This is a genomic window from Streptomyces sp. NPDC004667 (genome assembly GCF_040609475.1).
Lineage (GTDB): Bacteria > Actinomycetota > Actinomycetes > Streptomycetales > Streptomycetaceae > Streptomyces.
In genome coordinates, this window is the sequence record NZ_JBEXKC010000006.1 from 75,379 (window position 1) to 89,832 (window position 14,454).

Here is a 14,454-nt window from a genome sequence, read left to right on the forward strand (position 1 = left end):
CTATTCTCCGATTCGAGCGGATCCGCTTTCGGAGCCGCCACGCTGTCGGAGGAGGTGGGTCCTGTCGCTGGGACCGACGAAGGCCAGGCGCAGGAGACAACGGCGGAGCGCAACGCGCGTTTCGAGCGGGACGCCCTCGGCTACCTCGACCAGATGTACTCCGCCGCGCTGCGCATGACGCGCAACCCGGCCGACGCCGAGGACCTGGTCCAGGAGACGTACGCGAAGGCGTACGCGTCCTTCCACCAGTTCCGCGAGGGCACCAATCTCAAGGCGTGGCTGTACCGCATTCTGACCAACACGTTCATCAACTCCTACCGCAAGAAGCAGCGCGAGCCGCAGCGCAGCGCGGCGGAGGAGATCGAGGACTGGCAGCTGGCGCGCGCCGAGTCGCACATGTCGACCGGTCTGCGTTCCGCGGAATCGCAGGCGCTCGACCACCTGCCCGATTCCGACGTGAAGGAAGCCCTTCAGGCCATTCCGGAAGAGTTCCGCATCGCGGTCTATCTTGCCGACGTAGAGGGCTTTGCGTACAAGGAGATCGCGGACATCATGGGTACACCCATCGGTACGGTCATGTCGCGACTGCACCGTGGCCGCCGTCAACTCCGCGGAATGCTGGAGGACTATGCCCGTGAGCGCGGGCTGGTCCCCGCCGGCGCGGGAGAGTCGAACGACCTGAAAGGCTCGGGCTCATGAGCTGCGGAGAGCCGCACGAGACGGAGTGCGCCGAGGTTCTGGACCATCTCTATGAGTTCCTGGACCACGAGATGCCCGACAGTGACTGCACGAAGTTCGAGACCCACTTCGGCGAGTGCAATCCCTGTCTGGAGAAGTACGGCCTGGAGCAGGCCGTCAAGAAGCTGGTGAAGCGCTGCTGCGGTTCGGACGACGTGCCGAGCGATCTGCGTTCCAAGGTCATGGGACGGATCGAGCTGATCCGCTCGGGTCAGGCCGTGCCCGACCACGACGTGACCGCCGGTCCCGCGACCGGCTGAACAGCCGCCCCCGGAAGGCCACTTCGTTCACTCGAAGGTGCTAATCCGGGGGCGCCCGTACGGCGCAATGCATAAATGTGCCCTGCTTTCCCAGGGGGCCCGCCTATTCTCCCCTCTCGGTGCCGGTTCCCTTCGGCACCCGGTGCGCACGGCACAGGGGGGAGGCGAGCGCCATGCGGGCACTTCCGCCGACGGCGCGCGCGTACGTGTCGGCCGCCGTGCTCGCCGCCGCCGCGTGTGCCGCCCCCGCCCTGACGGACCCCGCGACGCCCTGGACGGCCGTCGTCCTGCTCGCCGCGCTCTACCTGGGCTGCGAACTGGTCCGGGTGTTCGCCCCGGCGGGCCGCCTGGCGCCCGACGGCCCCGGCTCCTTCTTCCCCGTCGTGATGGCCGCCGTCTTCCTGCTGCCGCCCGCGGCCGCCGCGCTCGTCGCCGTGCCGGGCGCGCTCGCCCAGACCGTCGTCCGGCGGCCCGCCGCGGTCCGCCGGGTGTGGCACGCGGCCCAGCAGGCGATAGCCGCCCACCTGGCCGGGCGGGTCTACGGGCTCCTCGGCGGCCGGGAGCCGACGGCCGGAGCCGGGGGATCCGCCGGCGGCACCGGACCCCCGGGCGGGACCGGACACGCCGCGGATCCGTCCCTGTGGGTGGCCGGCTTCCCCTCCGTGATGCTCCCCGCCGCGGTCGCCGCCGTCGCCTTCTGCCTGGTGCTCACCGCCCTCGACGGCGGGATCCTGGCCGCCGCCGAACACCGGCCGGCCGCCGACGCCTGGCACGGATTCCCCACCGGGTCCCTCGCCCCGCACTGCGTGCACGGCCTCGCCGGACTGATGATGGCCGTGATGTGGCGCAGCCCCTACGGGATCCCGGCCGCGCTCCTCGTCCTCCTGCCGATGTCCGTCTCCTGCTGGGTCTTCGCCCAGTACCACCGCGAGCGCGCCGCCCACCGGGCCACCATCCGCGCCCTGGTGCAGGCCGTCGACATCAAGGACCGCTACACGCGCGGCCACAGCGAACGCGTCGGCCAGGCCTCCGCGATGATCGCCCGCGAGCTGGGCATGGCCGACGACCGCCTGGAGGTCGTCCGCATCGCCGGGATCCTGCACGACGTCGGCAAGCTCGGCGTACCGACCCGGCTGCTGCGCAAGGACGGGCCGCTGACCCCCGAGGAACGCCGCGTCATCGAGCTGCACCCCGAGTACGGGCACGAGATGGTCCGGGGCATCGGCTTCCTGGGGGAGGCCCGGTCCGCGATCCTGCACCACCACGAGCGGGTGGACGGCTCCGGGTACCCCTACGGGCTGAGCGGGGAGCAGATCCCGGTGCTGGCCCGGGTGGTCGCGGTGGCCGACTCCTTCGACGCGATGACCTCGACCCGCTCCTACAGCCGGGCCCGGCCGGTGGCCGTCGCCCTGAAGGAACTGGAGCGCTGCGCCGGGGCCCAGTTCGACCCGGCCATGGTGCGGGCGCTGGTCACCGCGATCGGGCGGCACGGCTGGCACCCCGTGGTCACCTCCGACGACGACCTCCAGGTGATCGGCGCCACCGCCGGTACGACCGGCACCGCCGGCACGGCCGCAGCCGCCGGTACGACCGGTACGACCGGCACCGCCGGCACGGCCGCCTCCGCGGCGCCGGCGCTGCCCGCCGTGCCCGCCCAGCCGCCGGGGCACGCGGCCGACCGCCCGCGCGGCGAGGGCGAGCCGGCGCCCGGGCCGGCGCCCGAGCGGCCCGCGCCGGGTGCCCGGTGAGGGCCCCGTCCGCGTGGGGCGTGCGGGCGGCCGCCGCCCTGCTCACCCTGGCGGGGCTCGGCCACACCCTGTGGACCGGAGTCGCCGATCCGGGCGCCGCCCTCGCCTTCGGCATCCTGATCACCGTCGGGGAACTGGCCCGGTGCGACCACCGCGACCCCGCCGGGCACGTCCCCGGTGAGGACCGCCGGCCCGCGCCGCTCGGTTTCGCCGCGGCCCTCGCGTACGCCCTGCTCGGCCAGAACGCCGGGCACCCCACCCACCACGGGGTCCTGCAGACCGTCGCCGTCGTCGTCGCGGCGGCCCTGGCCGGGGTGGTGCCGCACGTCGCCCGGGGGTGCGGGCCGGCCCTGGACCACGTGGCCCGCAGGGTCCTGACCGTGGCCTTCGCCGCCGCCTGCTTCCAGCCCCTGCACCACTCCGGACGGCTGGGCCAGTGGCTCGGGCAGGGCCCGTACCTCGTCCTGTTCCTGGTGCTCCTGCTCGGCCTGACCGCCCTGTGCGACGCCGTCCTCGCGGCCGCGTCGGCCCGGTCCCGTACCGGATGGCCCTTCGGGCCGCTGCTGCGCGACGAGCTGCGCGCCCGGCTCGGCATCGGCGCCGCGATCTGCGCCACGGGGGTCGTCATGGCCCTCGGGGTGGCCGTGGCGGGCCTGTGGGCGCTGCCCGTCCTCAGCGTGCCGCTGCTGCTGACCCAGATGTCCTTCCACCGGATCACCGCGGTCCGCACCACCTACCGCCAGACCATCACCTCCCTGGCGCGGGCCACCGAGGTCGCCGGCTACACCCCACCGGGGCACTCCCGCCGGGTCGCGGCCCTGAGCTGTGCCGTCGGCCGGGAGCTGGGGTTCTCCGAGCGGGAGCTCACGGTGCTGGAGTACGCCGCCCTGATGCACGACATCGGGCAGCTCTCGCTGGTCGACCCGGTCCCCTCCGGCGCCACCGCCGCCCTGCCCGCCGACGAGGCCCGCCGGATCGCCGGGCTGGGCGGCGAGGTGGCCCGCCAGACCGGGGTGCCGCCCGAGGTCGCGGTGATCGTGGAGCGGCAGGCGGACCCGTACCGGGACCAGCCCGTCGCCGCCCGGATCGTGCGCGCGGTGAACGCGTACGACGACCTGGTGGGCGGGAACCGTCACCCGGGCGGCTCACTGGCCGCCCTGGAGCAGCTCCGGCTGGGCACCGGGCACGATTACCAGCCCGAGGTCGTGGAGTCCTTGGCGAGGGTTCTGGCCAGGGGCGGGCGGGGCGGAGTCGTCCCCGTCCCACCGGGGTAACCCATGGGTAATGAGCGGCCGTCCGAGCGGGCATGGTTGGATGCAGTAGGAGTGTCCGTGAGGGTGTCCGCAAGGCTGCACCGTTGGACCGGCAGGCGGGAATCGTGAGGATCTTCGGGAAGGTACGGCATCGGCCCTCCGCCTCGTGGCGGCAGGCCACCGACCGCGCGTTCACGCTGATCGGCGACGGTCGGTACGAGGACGCGGGCGCGCTGCTGACCAGGGCGGCGGATCTGGAGCCCTGGCTGTCCGAGTCCTGGTTCAACCTGGCCCTGCTCCACAAGTTCCGGCACGACTGGGAGCAGGCGAGGGCCGCAGGGCTGCGCGCCGTGGCCCTGCTGGACCGCGAGACCGGCGCCCCGGACTGGTGGAACGTGGGGATCGCCGCGACCGCCCTCCAGGACTGGCCGCTGGCCCGCCGGGCCTGGCAGGCGTACGGGCTGAGGGTGCCCGGCGACCCGCACAGCACCGCCGGGACGGGCGAGCCGGTCGGCATGGAGCTCGGCAGCGCCGCCGTACGGCTGTCGCCCGAGGGCGAGGCCGAGGTCGTGTGGGGCCGCAGGCTCGATCCGGCCCGGATGGAGGTCCTGTCCATTCCGCTTCCCTCCTCGGGACGGCGCTGGGGCGAGGTCGTCCTGCACGACGGCGTCCCGCACGGCGAGCGGATCACCGCGGCCGGCCCCTCCTACCCGGTCTTCGACGAGATCGAGCTGTGGGCCCCCTCCCCGGTGCCGACCTGGGTGGTGCTGCTGGAGGCGGCCACCGAGGCCGACCGCGACGCCCTGGAGCAGCTGGCCTCCGACGCCGGCTTCGCCGCCGAGGACTGGTCCTCGTCGGTCCGGCTGCTGTGCCGCACCTGCTCGGAGAGCGCGATGCCCAGCGGCGAGGGCGAGGGGGACCACCTGGACCCCCACGACCACAGCGAACCGGGCCATCCGGGCCCGCTCGGCCACCGCACGGCCGGTTCCGGATCCCTGTGGGTACCCGAGCGCGAATGCGGCATCGCGGCGCCCGCCGGCCTCGTGCGCGGACTGCTCGACGGATGGGTCGCGGACAGCCCGGACAGCCGCGAGTGGCGGGATCTCGAAGAAGTCTGCTGACCCCGGGCCGTAGGCTGTACGGGCACACCACGGACTTGAGGGAAGGCGTACGGCGGACATGGCGCAGCAGGAGAACCAGGTGACCCCGATCGACGACGAGGGCTACGTCGTGGACACCGAGGACTGTGAGGCGCGCGAGCTCGCCCACCGCGAGCGCGGTACCTCCCGTCCCATCACGGTGGTCGGCAACCCGGTGCTGCACCGGGAGTGCAAGGACGTCACCGAGTTCGGCGAGGAGCTCGCGCAGCTGATCGACGACATGTTCGCCAGCCAGAAGACCGCCGAGGGCGTGGGCCTGGCCGCGAACCAGATCGGCGTGGACGCCAAGGTCTTCGTCTACGACTGCCCGGACGACGACGGCAAGCGGCACACCGGCTACGTGGTCAACCCGAAGCTGGTGGAACTGCCGGCCGCCGGCCGCGTCCTGGACGACTCCAACGAGGGCTGCCTCTCGGTCCCGACCGCCTACGCCCCCCTCGCCCGCCCGGACTACGCCGAGGTGACCGGCCAGGACGCCCAGGGCAACCCGGTCAAGGTCCGCGGCACCGGCTACTTCGCCCGCTGCCTCCAGCACGAGACCGACCACCTGTACGGGTACCTGTACATCGACCGCCTCTCCAAGCGCGAGCGCAAGGACGCCCTGCGCCAGATGGAAGAGGGCACCCCCCGCTACCCGGTCGTCCCGAACGCCTGATCCCGCACGGGACCCGCACACGACGAAGGCCCCGCCCCGGAATCCGGGACGGGGCCTTCGTGCGGGCCGTGCGGTGGAAAGGGTGCCGGGACTAGAAGTCCTCGTCCAGGTCGACCGTGCCCTCGACCGCGACCTGGTAGGCCGACGGGCGGCGCTCGAAGAAGTTCGTCAGCTCCTGGACGCCCTGGAGCTCCATGAACGAGAACGGGTTCTGCGAGCCGTACACCGCCGGGAAGCCGAGGCGGACCAGGCGCTGGTCCGCGACGCACTCCAGGTACTCGCGCATCGACTCGGTGTTCATGCCCGGCAGGCCGTCACCGCACAGGTCGCGGCCGAACTGCAGCTCCGCGTCGACGGCCTCCTTCAGCATGTCGGTGACCTGCTGCTGGAGTTCGTCGTCGAAGAGCTCCGGCTCCTCCTTGCGGACCGTGTCCACGACCTCGAAGGCGAAGTTCATGTGCATGGTCTCGTCCCGGAAGACCCAGTTCGTGCCGGTCGCCAGACCGTGCAGCAGGCCGCGCGAGCGGAACCAGTACACGTACGCGAAGGCGCCGTAGAAGAACAGGCCCTCGATGCACGCGGCGAAGCAGATCAGGTTCAGCAGGAAGCGACGGCGGTCGGCCTGCGTCTCCAGCCGGTCCAGCTTCTCGACCTCGTTGATCCACTTGAAGCAGAACTGCGCCTTCTCGCGGATCGACGGGATCTCCTCGACGGCGTCGAAGGCGGCCGCGCGGTCGTCCGGGTCGGGCAGGTAGGTGTCGAGCAGCGTCAGGTAGAACTGGACGTGCACGGCCTCCTCGAACAGCTGGCGCGACAGGTACAGGCGCGCCTCCGGGGAGTTGATGTGCTTGTAGAGCGTCAGCACCAGGTTGTTCGAGACGATCGAGTCACCGGTCGCGAAGAACGCCACCAGACGGCCGATCATGTGCTGCTCGGCCGGCGTCAGCTTCGCGAGGTCGGCGACGTCCGAGTGCAGGTCGACTTCCTCGACCGTCCAGGTGTTCTTGATCGCGTCCCGGTAGCGCTCGTAGAAGTCGGGGTAGCGCATGGGGCGCAGGGTCAGTTCGAAGCCCGGGTCGAGCAGGTTCTTCTTCTTGTCGGTGGTGCTCATTACTGGCAGGCCTCGCAGGACTCGGGGTTCTCAAGGGAGCAGGCCAGCGCCTCGGCGTCGACGGCCTGCGGGAGGGGGGTGGCGGTGGCCGGGACGGCGCTGCCGGAGGCGGCGCGGGCGATCTTCGTGGCCGGGCGGGACCGCAGGTAGTACGTGGTCTTCAGACCCTGCTTCCAGGCGTACGCGTACATCGAGCTGAGCTTGCCGATGGTGGGCGTCTCCAGGAACAGGTTCAGCGACTGCGCCTGGTCCAGGAACGGGGTACGGGCCGCCGCCATGTCGATCAGGCCGCGCTGCGGGATCTCCCACGCCGTGCGGTACAGCTCGCGCACCTCGGCCGGGATCCAGCCGAAGCCCTGGACGGAACCCGAGGAGTCGCGCAGCGCCTCGCGGGTCTGCGCGTCCCAGACGCCCAGCTGCTTGAGCTCCTCCACCAGGTAGCCGTTGACCTGGAGGAACTCGCCCGACAGGGTCTCGCGCTTGAAGAGGTTGGAGACCTGCGGCTCGATGCACTCGTACACGCCCGCGATGGAGGCGATCGTCGCCGTCGGGGCGATGGCCAGCAGGAGCGAGTTGCGCATGCCGGTCTTCGCGATGCGGGCGCGCAGGGCGTCCCAGCGCTCCGGCCAGTTCAGCTCGACGTCGAAGTGGTCGGGGTGCAGCACGCCGCGGGCGGTGCGGGTCTGCTCCCAGGCCGGGAGGGGGCCGCTGCGCTCGGCGAGGTCGCAGGAGGCCTCGTAGGCGGCCAGCATGATGCGCTCGGAGAGCTTGGTGGACAGGGCCTTCGCCTCGGGGGAGTCGAAGGGCATCTTCAGCTTGAAGAAGACGTCCTGGAGGCCCATCGCGCCCAGGCCCACCGGCCGCCAGCGGGAGTTGGAGCGGCCCGCCTGCTCGGTCGGGTAGAAGTTGATGTCCACCACGCGGTCGAGGAAGGTCACGGCCGTGCGGACGGTCTCGTCCAGGCGCTCCCAGTCGATGTCCCCGTCCACCACGAAGGCGCCCATGTTGACCGAGCCGAGGTTGCAGACGGCCGTCTCGCCGTCGTTGGTGACCTCGATGATCTCGGTGCAGAGGTTGGAGGAGTGGACGACCGTGCCCGGCTCGGCGGTCTGGTTCGCCGTGCGGTTGGAGGCGTCCTTGAAGGTCATCCAGCCCTGGCCGGTCTGCGCGAGGGTGCGCATCATCCGGCCGTACAGGTCGCGGGCGGGCATGGTCTTGCGGGCCAGGCCCGACGCCTCGGCCTTGCGGTAGGCGGCGTCGAACTCGTCGCCCCACAGGTCCACCAGCTCGGGGACGTCGGCCGGGGAGAACAGCGACCAGTCGGCGTCGGCGTTCACGCGGCGCATGAACTCGTCCGGCACCCAGTGGGCCAGGTTCAGGTTGTGGGTGCGGCGCTGGTCCTCACCGGTGTTGTCGCGGAGCTCCAGGAACTCCTCGATGTCCGCGTGCCAGGTCTCCAGGTAGACGGCGGCGGCGCCCTTGCGGCGGCCGCCCTGGTTCACGGCGGCGACGGAGGCGTCGAGGGTCTTCAGGAATGGCACGATGCCGTTGGAGTGGCCGTTGGTGCCGCGGATCAGGGAGCCGCGGGCGCGGATGCGCGAGTACGACAGACCGATGCCGCCGGCGTGCTTGGAGAGGCGGGCGACCTGGTGGTAGCGGTCGTAGATCGAGTCCAGCTCGTCCAGCGGGGAGTCCAGCAGGTAGCAGGAGGACATCTGCGGGTGGCGGGTGCCGGAGTTGAAGAGCGTGGGGGAGGACGGCAGGTAGTCCAGGCGGCTCATCAGCCGGTAGAGGGAGGCGACTTCCTCGACGGCCTGGACGGTGTCGTTCTCGGCGAGGCCGCAGGCCACGCGCAGCATGAAGTACTGCGGGGTCTCGATCACCTGACGGGTGATCGGGTGGCGCAGCAGGTAGCGGCTGTGCAGGGTGCGCAGACCGAAGAAGCCGAAGCGGTCGTCCGCGCCCTCGGCGAGCGCGTGCTCGACCAGGGAGTTCAGGCGGGCCGCGTGGAGGGCGACGAACTCGGCGGTGCGGTCCGCGATCAGGCCCTCGCGGTGGCCGACGGCGACGGACTCGGCGAAGGAGCCCGAGCCCTGGCCCGCGGCCTCGTCGGCGACGGCCAGCGTGAGCAGGCGGGCGGCGAGGCGGGAGTACGCCGGGTCCTCGGAGATCAGGCCCGCGGCGGCCTCGGTGGCCAGCCCCCGCAGCTCGGCCTCGTCCGCGAGGGCGCTGCGCCCGCGCAGGGCGGCGGCGGCGACCCGGCCCGGGTCGGTGTCGGGGAGGTCGACGGTCAGCTCGGTGAGAGTACGCAGCAGCGCGGCCCCCGGGCCTTCGGTGGTGTCGCCAGAAGTGGACTCGGCGCGCGGTGCGGAAGGCGCGATGGTCACGGCGGGAGCTCTCCCTCGCTCGGCCCGGTCATCGGCGGGGGCGCGGGCGGGCGCATGCGGGCGCACGGGAAGGCGCGACGTGCCGCATGGCGTCCACCGGCCCAACCGCGAGGCCCGGACGTGTCTCTACCCGGTTCGGTCGATCCGGGCGCGCTGCCGGCAGGTCCTCGGACTTGCGGAATGCACCAATGGGTGCACGTCATACCGTTGCGGGACAGTTCCGGATTCACACCGGATTCCCCTGCGGCGACAGCGAGGATGAGCATACATGTGGGGGCGCCCCGATGCGTGACCCCCCACATGTTGTGTCGGCCCCTTGCTGAGCGTGGTGTTACAGCTCCAGCCGGTACGTGAGCAGGGTCAGCGCGGGGATCGGCGCCCAGTCCCGCTCGGGAGTGCGTACGAAACCCAGGCGGGCGTAGATCCGCTGCGCGCCCCGCATGGCGGGCTGGGTGGACAGCACCAGCGCCGTCACCCCGTCCAGGGCCCGCGCCCGGTCGACGCAGGCCCGCACCAGGGCCTCCCCGACCCCCGCCCCGCGCGCCTCGGCGGCCACGGCCAGCATCCGGAACTCGGCCTCGTGGGGGCCCGCGATGTCGGCGAGGGGGCTTCCGGGTGCGGCGAACGTCACTCCTCCGAGTACCTCGCCGTCCCGGGCCGCGACGATCACCTCCCCGTGGCCGGCCCGGCCGGCGACGTCGCGCAGGACGTTCAGGTAGTGGTCGTCCTCGTTCAGGTCGAGCAGCCCGTCTCCGGTGTAGGCCCGGCCGGTGATCTCCCCGAGCCGCTCGTACTCGACGGGCAGGGCCGCCCTGATCTCGATGTCCATGCCGTCGAGTGTGCGCCACGCGTGACGGTGCCCGGCGCTATCGTCGAACCAGCACCGTCGAGGAAGGCGAGCGAGGCGTGACCGTGATGACCGACCGTCCCCAGATGCTGACCGAGGAGTTCGAGATCCTCGCGCGTATAGCCGCCAGAGAGGTGGAGGGGCTGCGGCTGGAGTTCATCGACGGAAAGCTGGGGGTCAAGGCAGTGCCCGACGGAGATCACGACCGGATCGTCGTGTGGCTGTCCCGCATCTGCATGCAGCACAGGCCGGAGGTCTGGCTCCACGTGGAACGCGGCCTGAAGATCGACCAGTACCGTTCGGGCCGGGCGCGCCCGGACGCGTCCCTCGCGCCGGACGGCGCATTCGAAGGACAGGGGGAGTGGGCCGACCCGGCTCCTGTCCTGATGGTCGTCGAGGTCACGTCGTATGACTCCGACACCGACGAACGCGATCGCAAGGCGAAGCCCCGTGCGTACGCGGCTACCGGCATCCCCGTGTACCTCCTCATCGATCGGGACAACTGCCTGGTGCACGTCCACAGCGATCCCAACGGGATGCTGTACGAGACGGTGCGCACTGTTCCCTTCGGTAAGGACGTCGAGCTGCCCGAGCCCGTCGGGTTCGCCTTTCCGAGTGAGCCCCTCAAGGACTGGGTGCGCTGAGTACGCCGAAGGGCCCCGCCGGGTGTCCGGCGGGGCCCTTCGTGCGTGCGGCAGCGGTTCAGCAGCAGCGGAAGCCCTCGCGGGGGTCCGCCTCGCGGGCGTCGGTGCGGGCCCGCTCGAAGGCGCGCCGGGTCATGACCTCGGCGTCCGGGTCGTGGGAGCGGGCGTGGGCGACGTAGCGGTCGTACGCGCCCTCGCCGGAGAACTCCCGGACGTAGAACCGCGCCTTGGCCAGCGCCGAGCGGACCCCGCTCATGCCGCGGGCTCCTTGACCCGGCCGCCGCCGGAGTCGAGGCCGGCCGCCGCGAGCTCGGCCTTCTCCTCGGCGGAGGCCAGCAGGCCGGCCGGGGCGACGATCTTCGACTCGGTCCACGGCACCTCGGAGAGCCGCACGGAGCCCGGGTCGGCGACGGCCTTGAGGCAGGTCCGGGCGGCGTCGGCCAGCACGATCAGGATCAGGACGGCGAACAGCACCGACAAGACGCCGTCGACCGTGGCGTTGGTGACCACGGTGTGCATGTCGTCCATGGTCTTGGCGGGCGGCAGCACCTTCCCCGCGTCGATGCCGGTCTGGTACTTGTCGCGCTGGGCGAAGAAGCCGACCTTCACGTCATCGGAGAAGATCTTCTGGTAACTCGCGGTGAGGGTGACGGCCACGTCCCAGGCGAGCGGGACCCCGGTGACCCAGGCCCACTTGAGCCGTCCCGACTTCACCAGCAGCGTGGTGCAGACGGCCAGGGCCACCGCGGCGAGCAGCTGGTTCGCGATCCCGAACAGCGGGAAGAGCTGGTTGATGCCGCCCAGCGGGTCCTTCACTCCGACCCACAGGAAGTAGCCCCAGCCGCCGACCACGATCGCGCTGGCCAGCCAGACGCCAGGCTTCCAGCTGACGTCCTTGAAGGACTTGTGCACGTTGCCGAGGGTGTCCTGGAGCATGAACCGCCCGACGCGGGTACCCGCGTCGACCGTGGTCAGGATGAAGAGGGCCTCGAACATGATGGCGAAGTGGTACCAGAACGCCTTCATGCCGGCTCCGCCGATGACGGAGGAGAAGATCTCCGACATCCCGAGTGCGAAGGTCGGCGCACCACCCGTACGGGACAGCAGGCTCGCCTCCTCCACGTCCTTCGCGGCCTGCGCGAGGGCGTCCGGGGTGATGGCGAAGCCGAAGTGGGTGACGGCCTCGGAGGCGGTCTGGACGGTGGTGCCGATGACCCCGGCGGGGGAGTTGACCGCGAAGAACAGGCCGGGCTCGATGATGCACGCGGCGATCACGGCCATGATCGCGACGAAGGACTCGGTGAGCATCGCGCCGTAGCCGATGACCCGGACCTGGGTCTCCTTCTGGATCATCTTCGGGGTGGTGCCGGAGGCGACCAGCGAGTGGAAGCCGGACAGCGCTCCGCAGGCGATGGTGATGAAGACGAAGGGGAACATCGAGCCGGCGAAGACCGGGCCGTCCCCGCGGGTGGCGAAGTCGGTGACCGCGGGCATCTTCAGCGTCGGCATCGCGACGACCACGCCGACCGCCATCAGCGCGATCGTGCCCACCTTCATGAAGGTGGACAGGTAGTCGCGCGGCGCGAGCAGCAGCCACACGGGCAGCACCGAGGCGATGAAGCCGTAGACGATCATCCAGATGACCAGGGTCTCCTTCTCCAGGGTGAAGAACTCCGCCCAGGAGGACTCGGCGACCCAGCCGCCCGCGACGATGGCGAGGAGCAGCAGCGCCACGCCGATGACGGAGACCTCGGTGACCCGGCCCGGCCGCAGGACGCGCAGGTAGACGCCCATGAAGAGGGCGATCGGGATGGTCATGCCGATGGAGAAGACGCCCCACGGCGAATGCGCCAGGGCGTTGACGATGACGAGCGCGAGCACCGCCAGCAGGATGATCATGATGGCGAAGACGGCGAGGAGGGCGGCGGCTCCGCCGACCGGGCCGATCTCGTCCCGGGCCATCTGGCCGAGCGAACGGCCGTCGCGCCGCGTGGAGAAGAACAGCGTCACCATGTCCTGCACGCCGCCGGCGAAGATGACGCCCGCGACGATCCAGATCGTGCCGGGCAGGTAGCCCATCTGTGCGGCGAGCACCGGGCCGACCAGCGGGCCCGCGCCGGCGACGGCGGCGAAGTGGTGGCCGAAGAGCACGCGCCGGTCGGTGGGGTGGAAGTCGACACCGTTGTCGAGGCGTTCGGCCGGAGTGGCCCGGGTCCTGTCCACCTTCAGCACGCGGTGCGCGATGAACCGCGCGTAGAAGCGGTAGGCGATGGCGTACGAGCCCAGTGCGGCGGCGAGCAGCCAGGCGGCCGAGATCTCCTCACCCCGGGAGAGCGCCAGCACGCCCCAGCCGACGGCTCCCACGAGGGCCACGCCCAGCCAGGTGGCCAGGGACCGGGGGGAGAGCCTTCCCATCGGAGGGGGCGAGCCCGGCCCGCCGCCGGGGCTCGCCGCGCCCTTCGGGTTCGGAGCCCGATCTGTCCGTGTTGCTTCCGGTTCCGCCATGATCCTCGTCCCCTCGTTGATCATCTGCCGAGCGCAGGGAATCTACGGGGACCCGACCGCTGGACGTAAGTCCCCGTCCGTATAGCGGTACGAGGTTCCACCGGAGGCCGAACGGGAGTCAACCGTCTTCTACACGGCGGGTCGCTGAAGGCGGGCCACGAACTTGTAACGGTCGCCGCGGTACACCGATCGCACCCATTCGACCGGTTCGCCGTCGGCGTCCAGCGAATGGCGGGAGAGCATCAGCATCGGCAGGCCGACGTCGGTGCCGAGCAGTCCGGCCTCGCGCGGGGTGGCGAGCGAGGTCTCGATGGTCTCCTCGGCCTCCGCGAGCCGTACGTCGTACACCTCGGCGAGCGCGGTGTAGAGGGAGGTGTACTTGGCCAGCGAACGGCGCAGCGCGGGGAAGCGCTTGGCCGAAAGGTGCGTGGTCTCGATGGCCATCGGTTCGCCGCTCGCCAGGCGCAGCCGCTCGATGCGCAGGACCCGGCCGCCGGTGGCGATCTTGAGGAGTCCGGCGAGGGTGTCGTCCGCGGTCACGTAGCCGATGTCCAGCAGCTGGGAGGTCGGCTCCAGCCCCTGGGCCCGCATGTCCTCCGTGTAGGAGGAGAGTTGGAGCGGCTGCGAGACCTTCGGCTTCGCCACGAAGGTGCCCTTGCCCTGGATGCGCTCCAGCCGGCCCTCGACCACGAGCTCCTGCAGGGCCTGCCGGACGGTGGTCCGGGAGGTGTCGAACTCGGCCGCGAGCGTGCGCTCGGGCGGCACGGGGGTGCCGGGCGGCAGCGTCTCGGTCATGTCGAGCAAGTGCCGCTTGAGTCGGTAGTACTTGGGCACACGCGCCGTGCGAGTGGCCGCCCCGCCTTCCGGCTCCGTGGTCGCCCCTTCGGTGGCCATCGCCGCCCGCCTTCCCGACTCCAGTTTCGCTGCCGTCACCGGCTCCTCCGATATGTGCGGTCACATGGTGACACGGGTGGGAGGACAGGCCTCCTTCCTCCCCCAGGTGTCGGTCCGGTAACGGACCGAGCACCCGCTCATTAGACCCTTGACACCCCTAAAGGTCTAGGCCAAGCTCCGGTTACTGGTCTACACCAATATGGATCGGATCCCGGCCCCACGGGCAGTACTTGGTACGTACGTCACCGCGGC

13 protein-coding genes and 1 riboswitch are annotated in these 14,454 nt (G+C 71.3%); of the genes, 7 read left to right on the top strand and 6 right to left on the bottom strand.

Annotation, left to right across the window (positions count from 1 at the left end; genetic code table 11):
• Window positions 1-54 precede the first annotated feature (54 nt).
• The 6 genes from ABZW32_RS05355 (at window position 55) to def (ending at window position 5,814) form a co-directional block, all read left to right on the top strand.
• Window positions 55-699 carry a sigma-70 family RNA polymerase sigma factor gene (locus ABZW32_RS05355; protein WP_007266438.1) on the top strand — a complete coding sequence of 215 codons (645 nt, stop codon included), beginning with the start codon at window positions 55-57 and terminating at the stop codon, window positions 697-699.
• Entirely contained in the window at window positions 696-998 is a 303-nt protein-coding gene (rsrA, locus tag ABZW32_RS05360; protein ID WP_030225838.1) for a mycothiol system anti-sigma-R factor, read from the top strand. The genes ABZW32_RS05355 and rsrA overlap by 4 nt, the downstream gene beginning before the upstream one ends.
• A 173-nt stretch (window positions 999-1,171) precedes the next feature.
• Window positions 1,172-2,746: an HD-GYP domain-containing protein gene (locus tag ABZW32_RS05365; RefSeq protein WP_356211422.1), complete on the top strand. Its 1,575-nt coding sequence runs from the start codon at window positions 1,172-1,174 to the stop codon at window positions 2,744-2,746.
• A complete protein-coding gene (locus ABZW32_RS05370; protein ID WP_356211425.1) occupies window positions 2,743-4,020 on the top strand; it encodes an HD domain-containing protein in 1,278 nt (425 codons plus the stop codon). Before ABZW32_RS05365 ends, ABZW32_RS05370 begins: the two co-directional genes overlap by 4 nt.
• 104 nt (window positions 4,021-4,124) lie before the next feature.
• The gene (locus tag ABZW32_RS05375) at window positions 4,125-5,120 is read left to right on the top strand and encodes a hypothetical protein (protein WP_030225829.1); all 996 of its coding nucleotides are present in this window, start codon (window positions 4,125-4,127) and stop codon (window positions 5,118-5,120) included.
• Between the two features lie 58 nt (window positions 5,121-5,178).
• A complete protein-coding gene (gene def, locus ABZW32_RS05380; RefSeq protein WP_285535706.1) occupies window positions 5,179-5,814 on the top strand; it encodes a peptide deformylase in 636 nt (211 codons plus the stop codon).
• A 91-nt stretch (window positions 5,815-5,905) separates the two neighbouring features.
• Here def and ABZW32_RS05385 read toward each other — a convergent pair whose 3' ends face one another.
• The 3 genes from ABZW32_RS05385 to ABZW32_RS05395 form a co-directional block, all read right to left on the bottom strand.
• Window positions 5,906-6,925 carry a ribonucleotide-diphosphate reductase subunit beta gene (locus tag ABZW32_RS05385; RefSeq protein WP_356211430.1) on the bottom strand — a complete coding sequence of 340 codons (1,020 nt, stop codon included), beginning with the start codon at window positions 6,923-6,925 and terminating at the stop codon, window positions 5,906-5,908.
• Entirely contained in the window at window positions 6,925-9,312 is a 2,388-nt protein-coding gene (locus tag ABZW32_RS05390) for a ribonucleoside-diphosphate reductase subunit alpha (RefSeq protein ID WP_356211433.1), read from the bottom strand. Before ABZW32_RS05390 ends, ABZW32_RS05385 begins: the two co-directional genes overlap by 1 nt.
• 140 nt (window positions 9,313-9,452) lie before the next feature.
• Window positions 9,453-9,581, bottom strand: a riboswitch (cobalamin riboswitch).
• 62 nt (window positions 9,582-9,643) lie between these two features.
• Complete coding sequence (locus tag ABZW32_RS05395; RefSeq protein WP_356211436.1) at window positions 9,644-10,141, bottom strand: GNAT family N-acetyltransferase; 498 nt, start codon at window positions 10,139-10,141, stop codon at window positions 9,644-9,646.
• Between the two features lie 77 nt (window positions 10,142-10,218).
• Between ABZW32_RS05395 and ABZW32_RS05400 the strand changes: the two genes are divergently transcribed.
• Window positions 10,219-10,803 (top strand): Uma2 family endonuclease, encoded by a 585-nt coding sequence (locus tag ABZW32_RS05400; protein WP_356211439.1) that lies wholly within the window; start codon window positions 10,219-10,221, stop codon window positions 10,801-10,803.
• Between the two features lie 58 nt (window positions 10,804-10,861).
• Here ABZW32_RS05400 and ABZW32_RS05405 read toward each other — a convergent pair whose 3' ends face one another.
• From ABZW32_RS05405 to ABZW32_RS05415, 3 genes are all read right to left on the bottom strand, one after another.
• On the bottom strand, window positions 10,862-11,059 hold the full coding sequence (locus tag ABZW32_RS05405; protein ID WP_356211442.1) for a YbdD/YjiX family protein: 198 nt from the start codon (window positions 11,057-11,059) through the stop codon (window positions 10,862-10,864).
• Window positions 11,056-13,218, bottom strand: coding sequence for a carbon starvation CstA family protein (locus tag ABZW32_RS05410; RefSeq protein ID WP_356211445.1), 2,163 nt, complete (start codon window positions 13,216-13,218; stop codon window positions 11,056-11,058). Before ABZW32_RS05410 ends, ABZW32_RS05405 begins: the two co-directional genes overlap by 4 nt.
• Window positions 13,219-13,437: 219 nt before the next feature.
• A complete protein-coding gene (locus ABZW32_RS05415; RefSeq protein WP_123080305.1) occupies window positions 13,438-14,202 on the bottom strand; it encodes a GntR family transcriptional regulator in 765 nt (254 codons plus the stop codon).
• Between the last annotated feature and the right edge of the window lie 252 nt (window positions 14,203-14,454).

Bases quoted from the DNA above. Each gene is read 5' to 3' on its own strand.
- rsrA (WP_030225838.1), top strand. From the start codon at position 696: ATGAGCTGCGGAGAGCCGCACGAGACGGAGTGCGCCGAGGTTCTGGAC.
- ABZW32_RS05365 (WP_356211422.1), top strand. From the start codon at position 1,172: ATGCGGGCACTTCCGCCGACGGCGCGCGCGTACGTGTCGGCCGCCGTG.
- def (WP_285535706.1), top strand. From the start codon at position 5,179: ATGGCGCAGCAGGAGAACCAGGTGACCCCGATCGACGACGAGGGCTAC.
- ABZW32_RS05385 (WP_356211430.1), bottom strand. From the start codon at position 6,925: ATGAGCACCACCGACAAGAAGAAGAACCTGCTCGACCCGGGCTTCGAA.
- ABZW32_RS05395 (WP_356211436.1), bottom strand. From the start codon at position 10,141: ATGGACATCGAGATCAGGGCGGCCCTGCCCGTCGAGTACGAGCGGCTC.
- ABZW32_RS05405 (WP_356211442.1), bottom strand. From the start codon at position 11,059: ATGAGCGGGGTCCGCTCGGCGCTGGCCAAGGCGCGGTTCTACGTCCGG.
- ABZW32_RS05410 (WP_356211445.1), bottom strand. From the start codon at position 13,218: ATGGGAAGGCTCTCCCCCCGGTCCCTGGCCACCTGGCTGGGCGTGGCC.
- ABZW32_RS05415 (WP_123080305.1), bottom strand. From the start codon at position 14,202: ATGGCCACCGAAGGGGCGACCACGGAGCCGGAAGGCGGGGCGGCCACT.